The organism is Brevibacterium sp. FAM 27836 (assembly GCF_051351055.1).
Classification (GTDB): Bacteria; Actinomycetota; Actinomycetes; order Actinomycetales; family Brevibacteriaceae; genus Brevibacterium.
The window spans coordinates 1624790-1647723 of the sequence record NZ_CP195711.1; the positions used below are offsets into that span (position 1 = coordinate 1624790).

Annotated in this window: 20 protein-coding genes; 4 read left to right on the forward strand and 16 right to left on the reverse strand. The window is 64.0% G+C overall.

The genetic code is table 11. From position 1 onward, the window contains the following. Nucleotides 1-62: 62 nt before the first annotated feature. Entirely contained in the window at nt 63-980 is a 918-nt protein-coding gene (locus ACSE4D_RS07360) for a universal stress protein (protein ID WP_436326977.1), read from the reverse strand. Continuing rightward, nucleotides 977-2422: an APC family permease gene (locus ACSE4D_RS07365; RefSeq protein ID WP_135537840.1), complete on the reverse strand. Its 1446-nt coding sequence runs from the start codon at nt 2420-2422 to the stop codon at nt 977-979. The genes ACSE4D_RS07360 and ACSE4D_RS07365 overlap by 4 nt, the downstream gene beginning before the upstream one ends. Nucleotides 2423-2746: 324 nt before the next feature. Between ACSE4D_RS07365 and ACSE4D_RS07370 the strand changes: the two genes are divergently transcribed. Both ACSE4D_RS07370 and ACSE4D_RS07375 read left to right on the forward strand, forming a co-directional pair. Further along, nucleotides 2747-3157, forward strand: a complete 411-nt coding sequence (locus ACSE4D_RS07370; RefSeq protein ID WP_436326978.1) for an ArsR/SmtB family transcription factor — start codon at nt 2747-2749, stop codon at nt 3155-3157. Nucleotide 3158: 1 nt separating this feature from the next. Beyond that, on the forward strand, nt 3159-3659 hold the full coding sequence (locus tag ACSE4D_RS07375) for an SRPBCC family protein (RefSeq protein ID WP_436326979.1): 501 nt from the start codon (nt 3159-3161) through the stop codon (nt 3657-3659). 112 nt (nt 3660-3771) lie between these two features. On the opposite strand, the gene ACSE4D_RS07380 is transcribed toward ACSE4D_RS07375, so the two are convergent. The 7 genes from ACSE4D_RS07380 to ACSE4D_RS07410 all read right to left on the reverse strand — a co-directional run bounded on the left by ACSE4D_RS07380 (nt 3772) and on the right by ACSE4D_RS07410 (nt 13016). Next, nucleotides 3772-5244: a histidine-type phosphatase gene (locus ACSE4D_RS07380; RefSeq protein ID WP_436326980.1), complete on the reverse strand. Its 1473-nt coding sequence runs from the start codon at nt 5242-5244 to the stop codon at nt 3772-3774. A 168-nt stretch (nt 5245-5412) separates the two neighbouring features. Further along, nucleotides 5413-6114 carry a GntR family transcriptional regulator gene (locus tag ACSE4D_RS07385; protein WP_436326981.1) on the reverse strand — a complete coding sequence of 234 codons (702 nt, stop codon included), beginning with the start codon at nt 6112-6114 and terminating at the stop codon, nt 5413-5415. Then, nucleotides 6107-7726, reverse strand: a complete 1620-nt coding sequence (locus ACSE4D_RS07390; RefSeq protein WP_436326982.1) for a dipeptide ABC transporter ATP-binding protein — start codon at nt 7724-7726, stop codon at nt 6107-6109. The genes ACSE4D_RS07385 and ACSE4D_RS07390 overlap by 8 nt, the downstream gene beginning before the upstream one ends. 5 nt (nt 7727-7731) lie before the next feature. Beyond that, on the reverse strand, nt 7732-9573 hold the full coding sequence (locus ACSE4D_RS07395) for a gamma-glutamyltransferase family protein (RefSeq protein ID WP_436327125.1): 1842 nt from the start codon (nt 9571-9573) through the stop codon (nt 7732-7734). Beyond that, nucleotides 9539-10453, reverse strand: coding sequence for an ABC transporter permease (locus ACSE4D_RS07400; protein WP_436326983.1), 915 nt, complete (start codon nt 10451-10453; stop codon nt 9539-9541). The genes ACSE4D_RS07395 and ACSE4D_RS07400 overlap by 35 nt, the downstream gene beginning before the upstream one ends. Further along, entirely contained in the window at nt 10450-11406 is a 957-nt protein-coding gene (locus ACSE4D_RS07405; RefSeq protein ID WP_436326984.1) for an ABC transporter permease, read from the reverse strand. The genes ACSE4D_RS07400 and ACSE4D_RS07405 overlap by 4 nt, the downstream gene beginning before the upstream one ends. Continuing rightward, nucleotides 11403-13016 (reverse strand): ABC transporter substrate-binding protein, encoded by a 1614-nt coding sequence (locus tag ACSE4D_RS07410; protein WP_436326985.1) that lies wholly within the window; start codon nt 13014-13016, stop codon nt 11403-11405. Before ACSE4D_RS07410 ends, ACSE4D_RS07405 begins: the two co-directional genes overlap by 4 nt. A 182-nt stretch (nt 13017-13198) precedes the next feature. Here ACSE4D_RS07410 and ACSE4D_RS07415 point away from each other — a divergent pair, with 182 nt between their 5' ends. After that, entirely contained in the window at nt 13199-13894 is a 696-nt protein-coding gene (locus ACSE4D_RS07415; RefSeq protein ID WP_436326986.1) for a YoaK family protein, read from the forward strand. 98 nt (nt 13895-13992) lie between these two features. After that, nucleotides 13993-15015, forward strand: coding sequence for a PCC domain-containing protein (locus ACSE4D_RS07420; protein WP_436326987.1), 1023 nt, complete (start codon nt 13993-13995; stop codon nt 15013-15015). Nucleotides 15016-15095: 80 nt separating this feature from the next. Here ACSE4D_RS07420 and ACSE4D_RS07425 read toward each other — a convergent pair whose 3' ends face one another. The 7 genes from ACSE4D_RS07425 to ACSE4D_RS07455 form a co-directional block, all read right to left on the reverse strand. Further along, on the reverse strand, nt 15096-15863 hold the full coding sequence (locus ACSE4D_RS07425; protein ID WP_436326988.1) for an SDR family NAD(P)-dependent oxidoreductase: 768 nt from the start codon (nt 15861-15863) through the stop codon (nt 15096-15098). Between the two features lie 101 nt (nt 15864-15964). Further along, complete coding sequence (locus ACSE4D_RS07430) at nt 15965-17515, reverse strand: TRAP transporter large permease (RefSeq protein WP_436326989.1); 1551 nt, start codon at nt 17513-17515, stop codon at nt 15965-15967. Then, complete coding sequence (locus tag ACSE4D_RS07435; protein ID WP_135537542.1) at nt 17512-18054, reverse strand: TRAP transporter small permease; 543 nt, start codon at nt 18052-18054, stop codon at nt 17512-17514. Before ACSE4D_RS07435 ends, ACSE4D_RS07430 begins: the two co-directional genes overlap by 4 nt. 1 nt (nt 18055) lies before the next feature. Further along, nucleotides 18056-19096, reverse strand: coding sequence for a DctP family TRAP transporter solute-binding subunit (locus tag ACSE4D_RS07440; protein WP_436326990.1), 1041 nt, complete (start codon nt 19094-19096; stop codon nt 18056-18058). Between the two features lie 77 nt (nt 19097-19173). Further along, a complete protein-coding gene (locus tag ACSE4D_RS07445) occupies nt 19174-20052 on the reverse strand; it encodes an SDR family NAD(P)-dependent oxidoreductase (protein ID WP_425119197.1) in 879 nt (292 codons plus the stop codon). Next, on the reverse strand, nt 20049-21716 hold the full coding sequence (locus ACSE4D_RS07450; RefSeq protein WP_436326991.1) for an AMP-binding protein: 1668 nt from the start codon (nt 21714-21716) through the stop codon (nt 20049-20051). The genes ACSE4D_RS07445 and ACSE4D_RS07450 overlap by 4 nt, the downstream gene beginning before the upstream one ends. Then, nucleotides 21716-22879, reverse strand: a complete 1164-nt coding sequence (locus ACSE4D_RS07455; protein WP_436326992.1) for a thiolase domain-containing protein — start codon at nt 22877-22879, stop codon at nt 21716-21718. The genes ACSE4D_RS07450 and ACSE4D_RS07455 overlap by 1 nt, the downstream gene beginning before the upstream one ends. Between the last annotated feature and the right edge of the window lie 55 nt (nt 22880-22934).

Sequence of the window (22934 nt, forward strand, 5' to 3'; positions counted from 1 at the left end):
AGGCTCCGCAGCTCGTGACGGCCCGCTGACCACCCCTCACGACCTGCTGACGGATGCAGCCCTCAGACGGTCTGCTGGCGGATGTAGTCGGCCTTCGCGCGGCGGGGCACGACGACGATCGGCACCGGGGAGTTCTGCAGGATCCGCATCGCATGGCTGCCCAAAGACACCCGTTTGAGCGCGCCCAGCCCGGACGACCCGAGCATCATCAGCTCCGGATGCTTCCACTCGACGGCGGTCAGCGCCGCAGCCCAATCCCGGCCGGTGCCCACAACGACATCGGTCTCACCAGGCTTGATGTCCAGCTGATCGATCGAACACAGGATCCTGTCGGTGTCGCGCCGGACGACCTTCGTCCACTCGTCGACGACACTCGACTCCATATCGAAGCCGACCCCGGCGGTCGCGACCACCCGCGAGCGCGGAGCGAAGGAAGCGATGCGGAAAGGCACATCCGACTGCGCGGAGACCATCGCGGCACCGAGGATGAGATTCGCCGAGGTGGTCGACCCGGAATACGCGGCCGTGATCCGCTCCAGCCGCGCCCCCTCCGGGGCACGGAAGTCCGCCGGAGCCAGCGCCACCGGCAGTCGGGCACTGTGGAGCAGCCCATTCGACACCGAGCCGAGACCGATCCGGCCGGGCTCACCGTCGGCGGAGGGGCCGATGACGAGCCGGTACGCATCGGCCGTCTCACACATCTCGAGCAGACCACGCCGGGACGACCGCGCGGTGTGGAGGACGACCTCGGACTCGATGTCGCCGGGAATGAGCGCACGCGCCTCGTCGAGGGCCGCCTCGGCGATCTTGCGGTATTTCTTCTCGTACTGCCCCTCGAAGTGCACGGGCGCCATCGGGAAGGCGGCGGAGTTGATCGCGGTCGCAACGATCCGGTGACCGTAGGTGCGGGCGAGGACGATGCCGAGCTCGACCGCCGCGCGATTGTCCTGACCTGGGGCGATGCCGACAACGATGCTCATTTGTCTCCTCCTGCGGAGTCAGAGGTGGCGGGTCCCGCCTCGGCGAGCTGACGACCGAGGACGGAGGATTTGCGGCCGAAGATGAGGTACAGGCAGAGGATGAGTCCGGTCCAGATGACGAAGACGACGATGGTGATCAGCTGCAGGCTCGAGATGATCCAGAAGCAGCCGATGATCGAGAGCACCGGCAGCACGGGATAGAACGGGACCTTGAAGCCGCGTTCGAGGTTGGGTTCGCGTACGCGGAGGATGATCACGGCCAGGGACACGACGACGAAGGCGACGAGGGTGCCGATCGAGGTCATCTCGGCGAGGAAGTTGAGCGGGATGAACCCGGCGAGGATCGCGATGACGACGGTGACGACGATCGTGCCCTTGACCGGGGTGAGGGTGCGGGGATTGACCTCACGGAAGAGCTTGGGCATCATGCCGTCGCCGGCCATCGTGAACAGGATCCGCGATTGGCCGTAGATCGACACGAGAGTGACGGAGAAGATCGAGATCACTGCACCGGCGGCGACGACGGTGCCCGGCCATTGGGAACCGACGATGCCCTCGAGGATGGCCGACAGGCCTGCCGTCTGGCCCTCGAACTTCTCCCACGGCTGGGCGGAGAGGGCGGCGACGGCGACGAGGACGTAGACGCTGGTGACGATGATGAGAGCCGAGATGAGGGCCCGGGGCATCGTCTTCTTCGGGTTCTTCGTCTCATCTCCGGCCGTGGCGACGGCGTCCATACCGACGTAGCTGAAGAAGATCAGTCCGGACCCGGCGACGACCCCCGAGATGCCGAAGGGAGCGAAGTCGGAGAAGTTGTCGGTGTTCCAACCGGTGACGCCGACGCAGACGAAGAAGATGAGGACGCCGATCTTCAGGCACACCATGATCGCGTTGACGACGATGGATTCGCCGGTGCCGCGGACCAGCAGGAAGCAGCACATCGCGAGCAGGAGGATCGCCGGGAGGTTGACGATGCCGCCCTCCTCGGGCGCGTAGGCCAGAGCGTGCGGGATCTGGAAGCCGAAGAGATTGAACAGCAGCTGGTTGACGTACTGCGACCAGCCGACGGCGACGGCGGCTCCGGCGACGCCGTATTCGAGGAGCAGACAGGCGGCCACGCCCATCGCCGGCAGTTCGCCGAGGGTCGCATAGGCATAGGAGTAGGAGGACCCGGAGACGGGGACGGACCCGGCGAGCTCGGCGTAGCAGATGACGGCGAGGCCGGCGACGACTCCGGCGATGACGAACGACCAGATCACGGCCGGTCCCGCCACGGGCACGGATTCGGAGAGGATGAAGAAGATGCCGGTGCCGATCGTCGAACCGACGCCGACCATCGTCAGTGAGAACAGTCCGATCGTGCGCTTGAGGTCGGTCTCGACATCTTCCTTCTGCCGAGGCACCGGTTTGATCCGAAACAGCTGCTGTCGCAGGGTGGGCATCATCTTCTCCAGACATCCTTGTCAGTACGACCGCCGACGAACCCGGCCGCACATCCGGCAGATGCGTTTCCGGCTCGCCGCTATTGTGACAATACGACAGACTTCGCCGGAAGGTTCAATACCCGCGGGAAATCTTCGGTACGAAATCAGTCGACGACCACCGAGGCGGCCCCACCCTTGACCGCATCAGCCCAGGTGATAGCGGGAACCCGCGGCAACCGATTCCTTATTCAACGAAACGGTTGAATAGTGTGCCGGATGGCAGTACCCTTGATTCAACCAATTGGTTGAATACTGATTTCGACATCGATGCACGGGGGCTCCATGACCGATCAGCTGTCCAAGATCTTTGCAGCGCTGGCCGATCCGACTCGGCGGGACATGGTGGCACGGCTCAGCGTTGCGAACGCGACGGTGAATGAACTCGCCGAACCCTACGACATGAGCGTGCAGGCCGTGTCGAAACATCTCAAGGTGCTCGAGGACTCCGGACTGGTCTCCCGCACCCGTGAAGCCCAGCGGAGACCGGTCCACCTCGAAGACAACGTGTTCGATCTGATGACGAAGTGGATCGAAAGATACCGCCAGCAGGCAGAAGACCGCTACCAACGTCTCGATGCCGTCCTCGCACAGATGGACGCGGACGAGGCAACGCACGACTCGGACGCGAGCGCCGCCTCGGCGAAGCGGTCCGAGGACACTTCATCCCACGGAAAATCACGCAAAGGAGCATGACATGACGACCACCAGCGACACCGCAGCCGACTATTCGACGCTCAAGCTCGACGTCCCCGAGGGGGTGCAGACCGTGTCGATCACCCGCGATTTCGCGGCCACCCCGGATCAGGTGTTCCGGGCCCATATCGACCCCGAGCTCTTCGTCCAGTGGTGCGGGCCGGACACGATCACGAACACGATCCGCGAATGGAATCCTCGTACGGGCGGAAACTGGAGCTACGTGTCGACCGATGATCGCGGCGAGTACGCGTTCTTCGGCTCGTTCCACGAGGTGCGGGAGAACGAACGCATCGTCCAGACCTTCACCTTCGAAGGCTTCCCGGATGCGGTCAACCTCGAGATCCTCACTCTGACCGACCTCGGCGACGAGCGGACGCGACTGACCGCGACGTCGGTCTTCGATTCACTCGAGTCCCGTGACGGCATGGTCGCCTCGGGCATGGAGCACGGCATCGTCGAGGGCTACAACAAGCTCGACAGGCTTCTTGGCGAGAACTGAGGCACCGACCGGCACAATCCTGGCTGCCACCCTGTGGGCACTCAGCCCCGTGGCGACACGTCGCTGAGCGCCCACAGGGTGGCTGCTGCGTTTGCGGCTGCCCGCAATCGCACTATTCGTCGCCGGCCGCCTCGGCCAGACAGCGCTGCAGCTCGGCCTGTTCGTAGAAGTAGCTGCCCTCGTCGATCGGTCTGCAGTCGAGGCCGAAGGCAGTCTGCTCCTCGTTGTAGAGCATCCGGACGAGAACATCATCGCTGTTGTCCGCGAAGACGTCCCACTGGATATTGGCTCCCATGGGGGCGATCTGCGAACCTCGCCACTCGTTGTTCTCATAGGAGAACAGCGAATCGGGTTCCTGCTGCCTGCTGCTTCCGGGCAGCTCCATGAGTGCGGCCAGCGGGATGATCTCCTCGGCATGGGCGAATCGGAAGTCTGCCGCCTGTCTGGTCTCACCCGTGGCCACACCGTCAATCGCGTCGAGCATGTCGGCCAGCAGTCCACCGGCCATCGAGAACGTGGCGTCCTGTCCGGTCAGACCGGGGCCCTTCTCGTAAAAATCCTCGGCCTCTGACACCCGCGACAGCACCAGCGCATCCTCATCCGTGAGGAACTCGCTGAAGTCGATCTCCTGCTCATCGGCCATGCCGGGAGCGATGACGCGCAGCTCGTAGAGGTACATCGCCGCATCGACGACGCTGTTCAGATGTTTGTCGCCGTCGCCGCGATCGACAAGGTCGATCGTGCCGGAATCCAGCTCGGAGATGAACTCCGGGGTGAACAGGCGCTCCAGCACGGCAGCCGATGTACTCTGAATCTCCGGATCGTTCTCAACCTCGTCGAGCACTTCTGCAAGTGTGTCGTCGCCGTCCATATACGCGTTGTACTCCTCATCGGTGTCGTGGAAGTACAGCGTCTCCGTGTTCTCCTGCGGCTCTCCGACCACCGATGACAGCTGCGGGTCCGCATCCTCCAACGAGTCGATGAAGCTCGTCGCACTGTCGACTGCTCTGTCCACGCCGGAGGTTTCCACGGAGATCTTCTGACCTGACTCGACGGCTCGCTCGAAGACCGGGTTCATGCGCTGGTAGACGCGTTCGGCCATCTCAGCGTGCTCACGTCTGCCCAGTTCGCTGAGTTCGCCGTAGCCGGTCTCCTCGTGGACAGCGGTGATATCGGCGACGACCGGCCCGAGCTTCTCACCGGTGTCTGTCAGAGCATCGTCGTCATCGGCAAGCTCCCACAGCTGGGTGATCAGATCGTCGTACTTCTTGCTCGACAGCAGACGAGACCCGTGCCGGGCAACATGTTCGACGAGCACAGGTTCGTAGCCTTCAGGTGCACTTTCCAGCTCCTGGCTACCATCGATGGCCGGATAGGTCGCTTTGGTCCCGAGCGCAAGCCGGGCGACATCGTCGTCCTCCGCCCGGGATTCTGCGACGGAGGCATCGTCCGCGGCACAGCCGCTGAGGGCCAGCACCCCGGTGAGGGCAACGGCGGCCAGTCGCCGGCTCCGCTGGGTGAGCCGGGACAGGCCGGTGCCTGATTCGAATGTGGACTGGTCCCGCGATGCCATCGGGGTGCTCATCGTTCTCTCCTGACAGTGACAGAGGTTCTGAAGTCGCCTGGTGCTCTGCGAACCGAACGCCGCGCACCAGGACATATCGAAGGTACGGAGCAATACCCGCATCTCGGTGTCTCAGCGATGAACCGCACATGGCAGTTCAGCGAAATGTCACTGCAAGCAGCTTCTGCCTCAGGATGAAGTCTCGGACATCATGGCGAAGTAGGAATCCCGACTTCGGCGGACGTGGCGTGCCATGACCTCAGCCGCTTTCTCCTCCTGGCCTGCGTCGATGGCCGCGATGATCTCCCGGTGTTCGGGCCACGCCTGCGGACCGCGACGTGTGACGTTGAGCGAATACAGCCACTCGATCTTGCCCGAGATCTGGCGGAGCAGACTGATGAACGACAGGCTTCCGCTGAGCTCGGCGACAGCGAAGTGGAACCGCATATTGAGCACGGCCAGATCTTCGTAGCGCTGCTGACCGATGACGACATCGCCGGCGTCAAGGATGTCATTGGTTTCTTTGCGCAGCTCTCGCCACTTGAGGTCCGGAGTGTCGCTGGCGTTGAGTGCGGCAGCACGTACAGCCGCGCGCTTTGCCGTCGCCGCCTCGAGCACGATGCGGATCTCGAAGAGATCCTCGGCGTCCTCGATCGGTGAAGGCGCGACGACCGATCCGCTGTACTTCCGCGACTCGACCAGGCCCTCGGCCTCCAACGAGCGCAACGCCTCCCGGATCGGAATCCGGGAGACCTTGTACTTCTCGGCAAGCGCGGCCTCCCGCAGCTTCGTCCCAGGTTCGAGTCGACCGCCGATGATGTCCGCGCGGATCCGGGACCCGACGCTGCCACCGTCGGATGGCAGTGGAGGAGTCGGCTCGGAATCAGACATTGAGCAGACCAGAACCAGGAACGGCGGCGAGAAGCCGCTGAGTGTACTCGGCCTGGGGCCTGTCAATCACATCTTGTGTAGCGCCCGACTCGACGATCTCTCCGCTCTTCATCACAACAACATCGTCTGCCAAGTTCGCGACGACTGCAAGGTCGTGCGTGATGAACAGGCAGCTGACTCCCAGATCGTTCTGCAGATTCCGCAGCAGATCAAGTATCTGCTCCTGAACCAGCACGTCAAGTGCGGACACCGCTTCATCACAGATCAGGAGCTCTGGCTCGCTGATCAGCGCACGCGCAATCGCGATCCGTTGGCGCTGGCCGCCCGATAGCTCCGATGGACGCCGTTCAAGCATCGTCTTCGGCAGAGCCACCTGATCGAGTACATCAGCGACCTTTTTCGACCGTTCGGTTCGATTGCCGATCTTGAACACGTCGAGTGGTTCCCGAATGATCCGCTCCACACTCCACATCGGGTTCAGCGACGAAAACGGATCCTGGAAGACCGGCTGGCTGAACCGGCGAAGAATGCTGCGTTCTGATCGAGACGTCGCGTCAACGTTCCTACCGCCTGCTAGGACCTCTCCACTTGTCGCCTTCTCGAGGCCCAGGATGATCTTTGCGATCGTTGACTTTCCCGACCCCGATTCACCGATCACCGCAGTGGTCTTTCCGCGTCGCGCCGACAGGCTCACACCTCGCAGCGCATGGACCTCCTTGCCTCCTCCGCGCAGCTTGTAGACCTTATGCAGATCGTTGATCTCCAAAACGGTATTCGACGAAACTGACTCCGCATCAGCCTCGCCCACTTCTGCGTGTTCCGCATCGCTGTCGACCACCAGGCTCGGCGCGGCCTTGACCAGTGACATCGTGTATTCATGCTGAGGATGCCCCAGAACCTGCTCCGGTGCACCGCGCTCAACGACGCGTCCCTGATGCATGACGAGAATGGTATCTGTTCTCTCTCCCGCCACTCCGAGGTCGTGAGTGACGAAGAGGAGAGACATGCCCCTCTCAGTGACTAGCGCCTGCAGGTGGTCGAGAATCTGCTTCTGCACAGTCACATCAAGAGCCGAAGTCGGCTCATCGGCAATGATGAGATCAGGATCGCCGGCCAAAGCAATGGCGATAAGCACTCTCTGTCTCATTCCGCCGGAGAACTCATGCGGATAGGACCGCCTTCGGTTCTCGGGATCGGGAATTCCGGCGTCAGTCATGAGTCCGATGACTCGCTTGGTCACTTCCGCTGAGCCCGTCACCCCATAGGCGCGCAGCGCATCGGCAATCTGATCGCCGACCCGCATACTCGGGTTGAGGCTCGCCATCGGATCCTGGGGAACCAGCGCAATGGATCGTCCTCGCAATACCTGCATGCGCTGACGGCTCGCACCGACAAGCTCTTCACCGCGATACTTCACTGACCCGCTGCTGACCTGCCCGGCACCGGGCAGCAGTCCCAGAATGGCACCGATAGTCGTCGACTTCCCGGAACCAGACTGGCCGACGAGTGCCAACCGTTCACCTGGTTCCAAAGTGAAATCGACGTCGTGGAGCACCGATGTGTCGTAGGAGACTCCAAGCCCGGAGACTTCAAGTACGAATTCTTCGCTCATGCTTCTCATCTTCCCGCCGCGTATCCCTGCGCACCACGAGGATTGGCGCCCGCAGTCAGCCGCCCGGTCCCCGGATCTCTGGACACACATGACAGGCGACCGAGGTCCCAGCTCCCGGCTCGAGTCACCTCGTGCCCACGTGCGACAAGACCGTTGATGACGTCATCGCCGAGGCGGTCCTCGACAACTGCTCCGCCTGGAACCCAGGTGCGGGGCCAGAATGAAGCAGCCAGAGAGGTCGTGTGGAGCGCCGGAGCATCGATCGCCTCCTGCGCGGCATACCCGCCCACCAACATCCGGAGGATCAGCAGCAGTTGCCACTGTTCCTGCTGGTCGCCTCCGGGTGAGCCGAGGGCGATGATCGGCTCACCATCCTTAGAGATCAAGGTTGGAGTAAGCGTAGTCCTGGGCCTCTTTCCAGGTGTCAGCGCCGACGGCGCCGACTCATCGAGCCACATCATCTGCAAGCGCGTGCCGAGGCAGAACCCAAGCTCGGGGACCAACGGCGATGACTGAATCCAACCGCCTGACGGGGTCGCAGAGATCATGTTGCCCCAGCGATCGACAACATCGATATGGCAGGTATCGCCGTTGTTCACCCCGTTCTTCTGCACTGTCGGTTCGCCGATGCCGGCTTTGATGAGCTCCTCTTTGTCCGCGCCTTCCAGGATCAGCGGTGGGGTGAACTTCGGTCTCGCCCCATTCCGGTCCGTGCCCGGTCGGAATTCGCGTGATGCCGTTGGGCCGATGAGACCCCGACGTTGCGCGGCATACTCTTCGCTGAGCAGCCACTCGAGGTCGACATCGCCGTCTCCGTAATACGTGTCACGATCGGCCATCGCAAGCTTGAGTGCCTCGAGTATCGTGTGGGCTCCCAGTTCGGATGAAGGGTCCAAACGCTCGTCAGCAAAACCTTCGAGGATCTTCAACGTCTGCAGCAGAACGGGCCCTTGGCCCCAGGCTGCGATCTTCGCCACCTGATAGCCGCGGAAGTCGATTGTCACAGGATCTTCGAAATGAGCATCGAACCCAGCAATGTCTTCCAGAGTCATGACTCCTGCATGGTCGCTGCCGGTCGAGTGACGGTGCGGCGCTCTGATGAAGTCGGCGATCGCTTCTGCCACGAACCCCGTCTTCCACTCACGTCGGGCAGCCTGGACCCGTGACTCACGCGAATCAGCACCGTCGCCGGCCGCGATCAATCGGCGCAGGACATCCGCATAGGCGTGGTTGTAGATCAGATCCCCCGCTTTCGGGACCTTGCCGTCGGGAATCCACTGTTCCGCTGAAGTCGGCCAGTGCTCTGTGAAGAGATCCTTGACCTTCTCTATAGTTCCGACGGTTCGCGCAAGCGCCGGATGACCATTGTCAGCGTAGTCAATGGCGAAATCGAGCACATCTGCGAGCTCCCACGTGCCGTGGTGCTCCAAGAGGTTGAGCCATGAGTCGACCGCTCCGGGGACCGCTGCGGCCAGAGCCCCCGCCCCGGGAATCATGTCGAGTCCCTCCCTGCGAAAATGTTCGATGCTGGCCGCTGCCGGAGCAGGCCCCTGCCCCATCATGACTTTCGGCATCGCAGGTTCCTCCGCTGTGGCGAAGATTCCGGTCATATCGCCGGCCGGTCCGTTGAGATGAGGCTCGACAACATGCAACAGGAATGCACCGGCAACGGCTGCATCGAATGCGTTGCCGCCTCTCTCGAGCACTGCCTGAGAGGCTGCGGACGCCAGCCAATGGGTCGAAGCCGCCATACCGAAGTGGCCCTCGAGCGTCGGACGAGTTGTGAATTCAGGGGGTGTGGTGAACGACAAGTCAGTGTCCCTTCTTGGAATTGGGGTCGAGAGCATCGCGCAATGCGTCTCCGAACAGGTTGAAAGCCAGACAGATGAAGAGAATCGCCAAGCCTGGGAAAAGCGCAGTCGACGGTGCACGGAAGATGTACTGCTGAGCGTCCGACAACATGATCCCCAGGCTGGGTGAGGGCGGTTGGATTCCGAGGCCAAGGAACGACAGGATGGATTCTCCGATGACTGCGGTGGGAAGAATGACCGTAGCCTGGACAATGATTGCAGAGGCGGCATTGGGCAGAATGTGCATGCCTAGGATCCTGACCTTCGAAGCGTCGGTCGCGATGGCTGCTTTGACGAAATCAGCTGATTTCAGCCGCATCGTCTCGCCCCTGACCACTCGAATCATCGTCGGCACCTGCGAAATGCCCAGCGCAGTAGCCGCGTTTGTCAGGCTCGGCCCCGAGATGGCCGCAAGTCCAACGGCGATGATGAGGAACGGGAAAGCCAACGTCACATCGGTCAAGCGCGAAATGACCGAGTCAAGTCCTCGAAAATAGCCGGCCAACAGCCCCAAGGGTGTTCCCACCACGACCGCCAGCACCACGGCCATCAGTCCCACCTGAAGTGAAGCGCGGACACCAAACGCCAATCGGGACAGAACATCACGCCCGAGATCATCAGTGCCGAACACATAGCCGACCGTTCCGGGGACTTGGAACGGAACCTCGAAATTCGTCTGCGCATATCCGTAGGGGGCGATCAGGGGAGCGAAGATTCCGATCAGCACGACGACCACGACCATGATCGAGCCGACGAGACCCGAAGGTGTCGAGAAGATCGATTTGAGCAGCCACAGGGCCCGGTTGGACGATGCGTGGAACTCAGGATCGAGTCCTTGGGTCTTCTTATCCGTGTTGGTGACGAGTGGTGTGCTCATGAGGCATCCTCACTGACGCGAATCTGTGGGTTGATGACCGAGTAGAGGATGTCTACGGCCAAATTGATGAGAATGTAGGACGCAGTGATCACCAGCACGACCGCTTGGATGACCGGATAGTCGCGGGAGAAGACAGCGTCGAGGGTGAGCTTGCCGAGCCCGGGGAGGGCGAAAATGCGTTCGGTAACGACGGCACCGGAAATCAGTCCACCTAACTGCAGTCCGACGATCGTGACGAGAACGATCAGTGAGTTGCGAAGACCGTAGCGGAAGAGAACCCGGGGTCGCGAAAGCCCTTTGGCGCGGGCCATTCGAACATAATCCGTGCCCATGGTCTCAATCATCGATGCTCTGGTCTGACGTGTGATGACAGCGGCGAGGCTGGTCCCCAGAATCACAGCTGGAAGCGTCAGGTAGTAGATTCCCTTGAGCGGATCGGAAAGGATGTCGACGTATCCTGACGCAGGGAACCAGCCGAGGCCGACTGCAAGACCGAGGATCGCCAAGAGTCCGAGCCAGAAGTTGGGGACCGAAAGGCCGAGCAAGGCAATGAAATTGCTGCCGAATTCCGGCCAGCGTCCGCGGAACCTCTCTGCGATCATGCCGAGCGCGATTCCGACGACGATAGCAACGACGATCGCGTAGAGCGCAAGCCACAGAGTGACCGGCAAGGTGGTGGCGATCATCTCCGTGACCGGCAGCCCGGTTCGTGTGGATTCACCGAGGTCGCCTGTGACAATCGATCCGAGGAACTTGATGAACTGCACCAGCATCGGCTGATCCAAACCAAGTTCACCGCGGATTGCTGCGAGCTTCTCTGGAGTTGCTTCTTCCCCCGCCATTGCCAGCGCAGGGTCGCCTGGCAACATTCTGACGCCGAAGAAGATGACTACCCCGGAGAGGACGAAGGTGATGATCGAGTGAAAGATCTTGGTGAGAACAAAGCGGGTCATTTCCGGCCTCCGCCCGTCAGGAAGCCAGCTTCCGAAAGATGAACAACACCGTCAGAGAAGACGTCGATTCCTGCCACGTCTTCCGTGTAGGCGGTGAGGTTCTTCTGGCGGTAGAGGTAGATGATCGAGTTTGTCTCTCGCATCCGCTCAGAGGCTTGCCCATATAGATCAGCACGCTTTTTCTCGTCAGTCTCTTCACTGGCCCTGGTCAGCAGGTCGTTGATCTGAGAGTCATCGATTCCGGTGACGTTGTTTGCGGCGCCTGGGAAGTGGAACGAATACAAGTTGCCATGCGGATCAACGCGTCCCGACCAGCCCAACTGAAGCATTTCGTAGTCTCCGCGGTCCTGAGCATCGAGCAGCGCAGTGTACTCAGTCGGCTGAACCTTGATGTCGAAGCCAGCTTCTTTGGTCGCGGCTTGAACAGCCTGAGCGAAACGCAGGGTGTCCTGAGTGTTCGCGACTTTCATGTTCACCTCCAACGGCAGCTCCACTCCGGCATCTTCCAGAATCCTCTTTGCCCCCTCCGGGTCGTAGTCGACACATCCGTTGCTGGCCTCAGTAGCGAAAGGGCTGTCTGGCGCAATGCCGGAACAGGCTGGAGAGAACCACCCGTTGAAGACCGTGTTGACCAATGCCTTACGATCGATCGCCATTGAAAGGGCTTTGCGTACTTCCGCCTTCTGACCAAGCGGGCCGCCGAAGTTCTCTTTGTTCTCCCCGAACCCCATGTTGACGGTCAGCCCCTGATAGCCGAGCGAGTCCGACTGCAGAAGGCCGATTCCCGATTCCGCGTCAAGAGCGTCGACGTCCTGAGGAGAGATCGTGTCCGCAACCTGCACATCTCCAGATCGTATATTCGCGGCTCGGATGTTCGCGTCGGTCATGATCTGATAAGTGATCGAATCAAGGTGGACCGAGTCCGCGTCATAGTAGTTGGAATCTTTGACGACTTTGATCGAGGTCTGGGCGATTCTCTTCTCAAATTTGAAGGGCCCGACACAAACAGGGTGGTCGCCGAAGTCATCACCGTGTTCCTCCAGCGCCGCGGGAGACAAGATCATGCCCGCCCTATCAGCCAGAGCAGCAGTGAATGGGGCGAAGGGCTTATCGAAGTCGACCTCCACCGTGTGGTCGTTGACAGCCTTGACTGACGAAATGGGCCCGAGCTCAGCCGCCCGTGAGGACTCCTCAAGGTTGAGCCCACGCTCAATGGTCGTTTTGACCGCTTCGGCGTCGAAATCCGTTCCATCTGCGAATTTCACGCCGCTCTTGACTGGAATCCGGACCGTTTCACCGCCGTTCGAGATGATCGGCAGTTCGGTGGCGAGCATCGGGACGATCTCACCGTTTTCGTCGATGTCGTAGAGCTTCTGGCACATAGTCTGCATGACATAGCGCGTGTACAGCGACGAAGAAGTGGTCGGGTCGAGCCGATCCGGCTCCGACGAGAGAGCCATGACGAGGTTACCGCCCTTTTCGAACTCCGCCGCGTCGGCACTCACCGACTTCACGTCCGTCCGCTCCGGTGGGTCCTCCAACGGCTGAACGGGGACACATCCCGCCAGCAGTGCGGCGCCGGCAAGCGCCGCGACTATCCGAATCTTCACTCGCACTCCCTCGTGGTTGCAGATCTATACGCTTAGTTGCATACAATCTATAGCGAACCTAATGTTTTGTATACAAATAAAAAGATAATTCCGAATTGTGGAATCCGCTGAGAAGCATCTCCGTTCAAAGGCCCAGAGCTACGGCCTGCTCGCCGATCCTCAGCGCCGACGAAAGGGCACCTATGACACGTCGACTCGACCTGGCCATGCTTCTGTTGCTGACCTTCTCGACCGGCATGGTCGATGCCATCGGCTACCTCGGCTTCGACAAGGTCTTCACCGGAAACATGACCGGCAACGTCGTCATCCTCGGCATGGGCCTGGCCGGCGCCGAAGACGTTCCGGTTCTGCGCCCCGCCCTCGCACTCGTCTTCTTCATGATCGGCGCCGCCCTGTCCGGCCGGATCCTCGGCGACATCGGCGAAGCCTGGCACCGCCGGACGACGCTGATCTTCGGCATCGTCGCCGCCGGCTGCGCGGGCCTCTCGCTCTACGTCGGTCTCGTGCCCGATCCCGAGATCGGCCTCGCCGGCACGATCTTCACCTCCGCGCTCTCGGCTCTCATGGGCGCGCAGGCCGCGGCAGCGAGGAAGATGAAGATCGCCGACGTCACCACCGTCGTCGTGACCTCGACGATCGTCGGGCTCGCCTCTGATTCCCGTTTGGCCGGCGGCAGCAGCGTCCGCTGGGTCCGGCGCCTGCTGGCCGTCATCCTCATTCTCCTCGGCGCCCTCGCCGGAGCCGCGACGCTGGCGCTCAATCAGTGGATCGGCATCGCCCTCGTCGCCGTCATGATCGCCATCGCAACCATCATCGGCCACCGCGGTCAGAAGCGCGCTCACGCCGAGGCGGCCGCCACCGTCCCATCGAACGCCTGATCGTCCCTCGCGCCTCCTCAGCGCGGCCGCGACGTCCTGTTGTTCCACAAGATGGATCCTCGGCGACACCGGCGAGCGCCGCCGACGATAATCGAGACATGAGCAACGGAGCCGAGACGCGGAATCTGCCGCAGCCGACCTTTCCCCTCCAGACACCGGGAACCGCCGTCGTCCACGCCGGGCTGCCTCAGCACCCGCGCATCGTCTCCGTGCCCACCCGATTCACGGAGCACATCATCGACCTCACCGAAGGCACCGATGTCTTCGCCGCCCTCGAGCGGTCGCTGGCCGACTTCGCCGTCGAGGGGCTCACCGTCGAATTCGTCTCCGGTCAGTTCGGGCACATCGCCTTCGTCCACCCCGCCTACGGCCCCGACGCCGCGCACCCGATGTCCTTCACCGAAGCCTTCACAGTCGACTGCCCCACGCGGCTGGCCCATGCCGCCGCCACCGTCGGGCTCCGCGACGGCACACCTTTCTGCCACATTCATGCCTCGTGGACGCAAGCCGACGGCACAATCAAGGGCGGCCACTTGCTGCCGGGCACCCTTGCCGGGCCGGAGGGTCTGCGGGTCCGCGTGTTCGCGCTGCCCGATGCCCGGCTGATCAGCGATGTCGATGCCGAAACCGGGTTCTCTGCCTTCGCTCCTCACCCGACCGAACCGGCCTCCCCCAGCCCGACGGCAGCACCGACTCCATCCGAGTCGGACCGCCTGACCCCGCGCCCACCCGATGCCGTGGTCTCGCGCATTCGTCCCGGTGAGATCCTCGACGAGGCGGTGCTCGCCGTCTGCCGGAGCGCCGGTTTCGACTCCGCCGAGGTGACCGCGAGCCTCGGAAGCACGACCGGAGCGGTCTTCGTCGACGGCTCCGCTCCGTGGCCGGCCGTCGAGTTCACGCATCTGAGCGGCACCGTGACCGGTGCGACCTCGACCGGGGCGATTTCAACCACGGCGACCTCACTCGGGTCGAGCCCAGCCGGTGCGCAGGACGCAGCCCCTCAGGTCGTCCTCACCGGAGAAGTCGTCGACGTCGCGGGCCAGGTCGCCGGAGGCACCCTCGAATCCGGCGCCAATCCCGTGGCCGTGACCTTCGAGCTCTTCGTTCGCCGCACGGCCTGAGACGCACCCGCTGACCAGCGCATACAGGCGCCCCGGCACCTTCGTACACCGGGGCGTCTCCGCAGAGGCTCAGACTCAGCTCAGGACATCACGGCCCCACCGTCCACACGCAGGATCTGTCCGGTCGTGAACGCGGCACCGTCGGTGGCGAGGTAGGCGACCGCCTCGGCGATCTCCGAAGGCTGCCCCATGCGGTCGAGCGCCTGCCCCGAGGTGTCGTACGTCTGCCCGACAGTGAGCGCGGACTCGACCGGGCCGGGCGCCACCGAATTGCAGCGGATGCCCTGCCGGCCGTATTCCTTGGCCACCCACTTCGTCAGGGCGATGATCCCGCCCTTGCTCGCCGCATAGGCCGGGCCGGACCGGGCACCGGCCTCCCCGTCGGAGACCGCTCCGCCGTTGATGCCCGAGATCGAGGAGATGTTGATGATCGACCCGCAACCGGCCTCGGCCATGTGCGGGTGGACGGCGGCCTTGATGAAATTGAACGTCCCGCCGAGGTTGGTCTCGATGTCGCGCTGCCACTGTTCGGCGGTGATCTCGTCGATGCCGATGCGCGCGGCCGTGCCCGCGTTGTTGACGAGGATGTCGAGGCAGCCGAAGGTCTCGACGAACGACCCCACCGCGGCGGTCACCTCGTAGACGTCACGGACATCGAGGGAGAACGCGGCGAACCGCTGCTCGGGGTACGTCTGCGCCAGGCCCGCCGCCGCATCCTCGGCACCCTTGAGGTCGACGATGCCGACCGAGGCGCCCCTGTCGGCCAACGCCGTGGCGATGGCCAGGCCGATGCCCTGGGCGGCCCCCGTGACCAGCGCGGTCTTGTTCGTGAGCAGATACGGTTCCATGACTCTCCTTGAGAAGAATTGAGTGAAGCGCCGTCCGGCGCCCGGTCGAACTCACCCGGCACCGGCACCCGAAGGCGCCGATGCCGCGGCGGCAGCCCCGTCTACCCGACCCCGAGCAGATCGGGCAGCCAGTTCGACAGCGCCGGGATGTAGGTGATGAGCAGCAGGGCGATGATCGCGCAGACGAGGAACGGCACGATCCCGCGCACCACTTCCTCGAGCTTGATCTTCCCGATGCCCGCGCCCACGTAGAGGTTGAGTCCCACCGGCGGGGTGAACAGACCGATGGCGAGGTTGACGGTCATGAACACACCGATCGTCGTCATATCCACACCGACGCCGATGAGGATCGGCACGAGGATCGGGATGAACAGGTAGAACGCGCTGATCGCGTCGACGAAGGCGCCGACGATGAGCAGGATGATCGTGATCGCCGCGAGGATGAGGTACTTGTTGTCCGTCACCGACAGCACCGCGGACGAGATCCGATCGGCCACTCCTTCGACGGTGATGACGTAGGAGAACAGGCTGGCCACGCCGACGATGAACATGATGACCGCGGTCGAGACCCCGGATTCGAGGAACACCTTCGGCATGTCCTTCCAGGTCAGTTCCCGGTAGACGAACACCCCGACGATGAGCGCGTACACGGATGCGACGGCTCCCGCCTCGGTGGGGGTGAAGATGCCGCCGTAGATCCCGCCGAGGATGATCACCGGGATGAGCAGACCGGGGATCGCCTTGACCAGAGCGGTGAGGATCTCCCCGAACCCGCCCTCGGGATCGACCGTGGCAGTCGGGTCCCCAGACCCGACCGGTCCTGAACCGGAGACCCCGGAACTCGCCGAGGCGGCCTTCCCGTTCGTCGTCAGCAGCTGCGTCTTCGACCCTGCCGCACGGTCACCCGAACCGCCGGTTCCGGACGCACCGTTCGCCGACCCGGGCGCAGCATTCGCCGACGTGGAGGCGCCGGCTGCCGGTCCGGTCGCGCCGGACCCGGCGGCCGCCTCGGTGTCGGTCTTCGCCTTCACCGGCAGGCCGGCCAGTTCACGCACCCGGGGCACGAACAGGGCGGCGATGAAGAAGGCGAGGGCCATGATGATGCCGGGCACGATGCCGGCGATGAAGAGCCGGGAGATCGAGATCGATCCGAACTCGGCGGCGACGACGGCGAAGATGATGAACGCGATCGACGGCGGGACGACGATGCCCATCGATCCGGAGGCCGCGACGAGGGAGACCGCGTGCTTCTTCTGGTACCCGTTGCGCACGAGCGCCGGGATGAGGATCGCACCGATCGCCGCCACGGTGGCAGGCCCTGATCCGGAGATCGCGGAGAAGAAGAACGCGGAGATGATCGTCACCGCGGCCAGGCCGTGGCGCAGGCGACCGAAGATGAGGAACGCAAGGTCGACGAGCCGCTGCGAGATGCCCGTGTACTGCATGACGATGCCGGCGAGGATGAAGAACGGGATCGCCAGCAGCGTGCCCGAACTCATCGACGGGAACATCACCGAAGGCACGACATCGAGGACCTGGATGCCGTCGGTGGTCACGAGGGTGACGACGGCGGCCAGGCCGAGGGAGAAGGCCACCGGGATCCCGAGGCCGAGGAAGAGGAAGAAGCTGCCGAAGAGCAGGAGCGTGATCATTTCCGGCCTCCCTGGAATTCGTCAGCGTCGATGACCGGGGCGGCTTCGACGGCGAGGCGCTCGATGACCGCCTCGGCGGAGGTGTCCTCATGCAGAGCCGTCCGCAGGGCTTGGATGCTGCGCAGCACTCCGAGCGCACCGGCCAGCGGGATGGACAGGGTGAACAGCCATTGCGGGATCCCCAGCGACGGGGTGGCCCGGCCGCGCAGACCCTGCGCGATCGTCATCTCGCCGCCCCAGATCAGCAGCACAGCGAGGAAGGCGACGATGAGCACGGTGCCGGCGATGAGCAGGAAGCGGCGGACCTGGCCCTTCGCGTGCTCGACGAGGTAGGTGAACCCGAGATGCGCGCCGAGGCGGATCCCGACGACGGCTCCCATCATCGTGAGCACGACGAGGAGGTTGATGGTGATCTCCTCGGAGAAGGCCAGTGAGGCCTTGAAGATGTAACGGGAGAGAACGTTGACGAAGGTGACGAGGACGATCACCATGAACGAGGCGATGACGACCCAGTCCTCGAAGAATCTGATGGCTCTCATCTCACAGTCCTTTCGGAATGAACGCCTGGGCCATGTCCGGTCCCCAGACCTTGCGGTATTCGCTGTAGATCGGACTCAGCTTCGTGCGGAAGGCGTCCTTCTCCTCATCGCTGAGTTCGTTGACCTCCATGCCGGAGTCCTTGAGTTCTGCGATGAGCTTCTCTTCGCCGTCGCGGTTCTTCTCGATCTGGAACTCGTTGACGTCACCGGCGAGGCGGGTGACAAGCTTCTGATCCTCCGGCGTCAGGGAGTCGAAGAGGTCCTTGTTCACGCCGAGGATGAGCGGATCGTAGGAGTAGTTCCACAGTGTCAGGTACGGCTGGACCTCCTGCAGGTTCGCCGAGTAGATGACGTCGATCGGGTTCTCCTGCCCGTCGATCGCTCCCTGCTGCAGGGCGGTGAAGACCTCGCCGAAGGGCATCGTCGTCGGGTTCGCCCCGATCTGCCGGTAGAGGTCGGTGTACATGCCGAAGCCGGGAATGCGGAACTTCATGCCCCGCATGTCCTCGGGGGTGTGGATGGGCCGGTGCGTGTTCGTCAGCTGCCGCATCCCGGATTCGCCGAAGCCGAGCAGGTGCACTCCGCGTTCGGCGAGGTAATCGCCGTAGACGTCCCCGCCTTCGCCGGCGAGCGCCTTCTGCCCGTCCTCGACGGTGTCGAAGATGAACGGCGCGGTCACGGCACCGAAGCGCGGGTCGACGCCGGCGTAGATGATCGGCGAGTTGTAGGAGAAGTCCTTCGCCCCGTCCATGAGCTGTTCGACACCGGCGGTGGCTTCACCGGCGGAGAGCCGTTCATTGCCGAAGACCTTCATGGTGATCCGCCCGTCGGTCTCCGCCTCGAGATCCTTCGCGAACTTCTCCGCCGCGAGGTACCACGTCGAGGTCGACCCGGTCGTCACCGTCATCTTCCACCGGTAGCGCTGCTTGCCGTCGTCCGTGGTGCCGAAGTTCGTTCCGCACCCCGCCAGCAGCAGGGCGCACACCATCAGCACGGCGGACCACACGAGCATGGTTCTCGTCGTCCGTGTTCTCGGCACCATTGCCTCCTTCATCTCCCTATTTCCCTGTCACATTCGTGGTCTCTCGGCGCGCTGCTGCCCCGAGGCGGCCCCGCCGGTCACCGCTTCGGCATCCCCGCCCAGTGGGTCAGTCCCCCGTCGACGGGGATGAGCGTGGAATTGATGTAGGCCGATTCGTCCGAGGCGAGGAACACCGCGAGATCCGCGACGTCCTCGGGCCGGCCCATCGTCCCCGTCGGCGACTGCGCGTGCCGGGCGGCGAGCATGTCCTCGACCGAGTCGTAGTGGCCCGTGATCGAACGGTGGATGAGCGGGGTTTCGATGAGGCCCGGGGCGATCGAGTTCGCGCGGATGCCCTCGCCCGCGTACTGCGCGCCGACGACTTTCGTCAGTTCGATGAGTCCGGCCTTCGAGGCCGCATACGCCGGGTAGTCATACCCCATAAAGCGCATCCCGCCGATCGAGGACACCGTGATGATCGACCCGGTGCCCGCGGCACGCATGTGCGGCAGCGCGTGCTTGATCGCGGTGAACGCGCCGGTGAGGTTGATGTCGAGGGCCCGGCGGAAACCGTCGCTGGGAAGTTCGTCGACTCCCCCGTTGACGACGACGCCGACGTTGAAGTGGAGCACGGTCGGTCCGCCGAGGCGCTCGGCGCAGTGGGCGAAGGCCGCGGCCAGGGAGTCCTCGTCGGCGACATCGGCGACGGCCGTGGTCAGGTGGGATTCCAGATCGACCCCGCCGAGGCGGCCCTGCCCGCCGTGGCCACCGCGGTCGGTCTCGGGCCGGGCGGCCGCCTCGGCGAGGGCGCGCTGTGCCTGGTCGAGGGCGTTCGGATCGCGGTCGACGATGCACACGCGCGCACCCTCGCGCAGGAACGCGATCGCTGCGGCGAAGCCGTTGTTGACCTCCCCGTCCGGGGTGCCGCACCCGATCGCCATGATCGTCGTGCCCGCCAGCCTGCCTGCCGTGTTCATCGTGCGCTGCCCCGTCCCTGCGAATATTCGGCTTTGATCTCCTTGCGGGCGAGCTTGCCGTACGCCGTGACCGGCATGGTCTCGACGAAGTGGATCTCCTTGGGCACTTTGTATGCGGCGAGCCTTGATCGGCACAGCCGGTCCAGTCGTTCCTCCAGGTCATCGGCAGCGGCGGGGACCGTCCGTTCGATGACGGCTACGCCGATCTCTCCCCACTGCGGATCGGGCACGCCGACGACGACGGCTTGGGCCACCTCGGTGTCGGTGAGGAGGAGTTCTTCGATCTCACGCGGATAGACGTTCGATCCGCCGGAGATGTACATATCCGACTTCCGGCCGGTGAGGAACAGGTAGCCGGCCGCGTCGAGGTAGCCGATGTCGCCGGTGTGGAAGACGCCTCCTGCGAAGGATTCGGCGTTCGCATCGGGACGGCCGAGGTAGCCGGCGCACACGGTCGGCCCGGCCACGCAGACTTCGCCCTGAACGCCGACGGGCAGTTCCGCGCCTGTGTCGTTCAGGATGATGATCTCGACTCCGGTGCGGGCACGCCCGCAGGTGCCGATGCCGGCGGAGTCGACGGGGATCCGGCCGTGGTCGTCGGGACCGAGGACCGTGATCGCTCCGGTCACCTCGGCGAGCCCGAAGTACTGGACGAGGCAGGGGCCGAGACGCTCGAGAGCGCGTGCCTGGTCGGCGGCGAGCATCGGGGCACCGGCGTAGATGATGCGCTCCAAGGTGTGGTCCTCGGGTCCGCGTCCGTCCGGGCAGCCGGCGACGATGCGGTTGAGGATCGTCGGCACGGTGAAGGCGTTCGTGATGCCGTAGGCGTCGATGGCCGGCCACAGCGACTCCTGGCTGGGCTTGCCGCCTGGGTGGATGATCGACGGGGTGCCGCCGAAGACCTGCGCGAGCATGTGGATGCCCGCCCCGTGCGACAGTGGCGCGAGCACGAGGGAGGCTCCGGTCTCGTCCTCGTTGGGGAAGAGGTCGCAGCGATGGTTCGTCAGCACCGCGCCGAGGTGGCGGTGCGTGAACGTCGCGGCCTTGGGTCGGCCGGTCGATCCGGAGGTGAAGAAGTACCAGCAGGGGTCGTCTTCGTCGACGGTGGAGTCGACGGCCGCAGGCGCGTGCGCCGAGGGGACCACTTCGCGTCGAGAGGACTCGTTGGAGCCGGTCCCCTCGGCGCGAAGTGGTCCGCTCGATGAGGGCAGCTCGCCGATCCACAGGACGGGGCCGGTGAAGCCTTCGGCCACCAGCGCGGCGACGAAGTCGGAGTGGGCACGGTCGGCGATGACGGCGGCGGGGGCCACCTCGGCGCTGATGCCCAGCAGCTCCTCGGTCGACAAGGCCGCGTTCGGTGGGGCGATGACGCCTCCGGCACGGAGGATTCCCCAGAAGGACTGGATCACCTCGGCGTGGTTGGCCGAGAGCAGGAGGACGGTGTCGCGACGGCCGACCCCGCCTGCTTGGAGGGCGGCGGCGAGCGCCTCGGCGCGGGCGTCGAGTTCGGCCCAGGTCCAGCGCTGCCCGTGATCGTCGTCGACGACGGCAAGCCGCTCGGGCAGGCGTCGGGCGGTCTGTGTGAGGAAGTGGGAGACGTTGACCCCGCGCCGAGGTGTGGGCGTGAAGTCCTTGGCCGGGGAGGTCTGGGAGATTGTGCGCATCAGCGAACGCGCTCGAGCACGGAGGCGAAGTTCGACACGGCGGCGCCGCCCATGTTGAAGACTCCCGCGAGTTCCGGGCCCTCGATCTGGATGCCGGGCGAGCGGCCGGTCAGCTGGGCGGCGGCCAGGGCGTGCATGGAGACTCCGGTGGCGCCGATGGGGTGCCCCTTGGCTTTGAGCCCGCCGGAGGGGTTGACGGGCAGGCGACCGTCAATGGCGGTCGCACCTTCGTCGAGGAGGGTGTGGCCCCGACCTGGGGCGGCGAGTCCGAAGGCTTCGTATTCGAGGAGTTCGGCGATTGTGAAGCAGTCGTGGGTCTCAAGGAGGTCGAGGGCATCGATGCTGATGCCGGCGGACTGCAGCGCTTGGTCCATGGCCGCGCGGGCGCCGGCCATCTCCAGCGGATCGCGCTGTGACAGCGGCATCACGTCGTTGGCGTTGCCCATTCCGCGCCAGGTCACGGCCTGCGGGGCGGAGGCGGCGACCTCCTCGGCGGCCATGACCAGGGCGACGGCACCGTCGGAGACCATCGAGCAGTCGGTGCGGCGCAGGGGTTCGGCGACGTAGGGGTTGGTGGCGCCGACGGTGTTGCAGAAGTCGAAGCCGAGGTCCTTCTGCATGTGGGCCAATGGGTTCTGTGCGCCGTTGGCGTGGTTCTTCGCGGCGATCTTGGCCAGGGCCTCGGAGTGATCGCCATAGCGGTCGAAGTATTGTCGGGCGATCTCGCCGAATACTCCGGCGAAGGACTTCAGGTGCTCTTCCTCTTCGCGAAAACTCGCGCTGAGCAGCACTTCGTTGACGTCGTGGCCCGAGGCCTGGGTCATGCGTTCGGCGCCGATGACCAGCGCGGTGCGGTGGCGGCCGGCGGCGATCGTGTCGTGGGCGGCGAAGATCGCGGCGGATCCGGTGGCACAGGCGTTCTCGTGCCGGTGGGCCGGGATGCGGGCGAGTTCGGGGAACACGGTGCCCGGCAGTGCGGCTTCGAAGCCCTGGCGGGAGAGTCCGTTGTTGAATACGCCGACGTGGATGACGTCGATATCGGTCGGCTCGAGGCCAGCATCGGCGATGGCATCACGGGCGACGTCGGCCATCATCTGCGGCAGCGGTGACTCGGACCGGCCGAACCTGCCGTGGGACCAGCCGATGATTGCAGGCGTTGACATGGACACTCCTTCGGGTACCGGGCTCTGCGGGACGAGCACTGTCCCTCATACTTTC

Excerpts from the sequence above, each read along its gene's own strand:
- ACSE4D_RS07360 (WP_436326977.1), bottom strand. The coding sequence starts at position 980 with ATGAGCATCGTTGTCGGCATCGCCCCAGGTCAGGACAATCGCGCGGCG.
- ACSE4D_RS07365 (WP_135537840.1), bottom strand. The coding sequence starts at position 2,422 with ATGCCCACCCTGCGACAGCAGCTGTTTCGGATCAAACCGGTGCCTCGG.
- ACSE4D_RS07370 (WP_436326978.1), top strand. The coding sequence starts at position 2,747 with ATGACCGATCAGCTGTCCAAGATCTTTGCAGCGCTGGCCGATCCGACT.
- ACSE4D_RS07375 (WP_436326979.1), top strand. The coding sequence starts at position 3,159 with ATGACGACCACCAGCGACACCGCAGCCGACTATTCGACGCTCAAGCTC.
- ACSE4D_RS07380 (WP_436326980.1), bottom strand. The coding sequence starts at position 5,244 with ATGAGCACCCCGATGGCATCGCGGGACCAGTCCACATTCGAATCAGGC.
- ACSE4D_RS07385 (WP_436326981.1), bottom strand. The coding sequence starts at position 6,114 with ATGTCTGATTCCGAGCCGACTCCTCCACTGCCATCCGACGGTGGCAGC.
- ACSE4D_RS07390 (WP_436326982.1), bottom strand. The coding sequence starts at position 7,726 with ATGAGCGAAGAATTCGTACTTGAAGTCTCCGGGCTTGGAGTCTCCTAC.
- ACSE4D_RS07395 (WP_436327125.1), bottom strand. The coding sequence starts at position 9,573 with ATGCTCTCGACCCCAATTCCAAGAAGGGACACTGACTTGTCGTTCACC.
- ACSE4D_RS07400 (WP_436326983.1), bottom strand. The coding sequence starts at position 10,453 with ATGAGCACACCACTCGTCACCAACACGGATAAGAAGACCCAAGGACTC.
- ACSE4D_RS07405 (WP_436326984.1), bottom strand. The coding sequence starts at position 11,406 with ATGACCCGCTTTGTTCTCACCAAGATCTTTCACTCGATCATCACCTTC.
- ACSE4D_RS07415 (WP_436326986.1), top strand. The coding sequence starts at position 13,199 with ATGACACGTCGACTCGACCTGGCCATGCTTCTGTTGCTGACCTTCTCG.
- ACSE4D_RS07420 (WP_436326987.1), top strand. The coding sequence starts at position 13,993 with ATGAGCAACGGAGCCGAGACGCGGAATCTGCCGCAGCCGACCTTTCCC.
- ACSE4D_RS07425 (WP_436326988.1), bottom strand. The coding sequence starts at position 15,863 with ATGGAACCGTATCTGCTCACGAACAAGACCGCGCTGGTCACGGGGGCC.
- ACSE4D_RS07430 (WP_436326989.1), bottom strand. The coding sequence starts at position 17,515 with ATGATCACGCTCCTGCTCTTCGGCAGCTTCTTCCTCTTCCTCGGCCTC.
- ACSE4D_RS07435 (WP_135537542.1), bottom strand. The coding sequence starts at position 18,054 with ATGAGAGCCATCAGATTCTTCGAGGACTGGGTCGTCATCGCCTCGTTC.
- ACSE4D_RS07440 (WP_436326990.1), bottom strand. The coding sequence starts at position 19,096 with ATGGTGCCGAGAACACGGACGACGAGAACCATGCTCGTGTGGTCCGCC.
- ACSE4D_RS07445 (WP_425119197.1), bottom strand. The coding sequence starts at position 20,052 with ATGAACACGGCAGGCAGGCTGGCGGGCACGACGATCATGGCGATCGGG.
- ACSE4D_RS07450 (WP_436326991.1), bottom strand. The coding sequence starts at position 21,716 with ATGCGCACAATCTCCCAGACCTCCCCGGCCAAGGACTTCACGCCCACA.
- ACSE4D_RS07455 (WP_436326992.1), bottom strand. The coding sequence starts at position 22,879 with ATGTCAACGCCTGCAATCATCGGCTGGTCCCACGGCAGGTTCGGCCGG.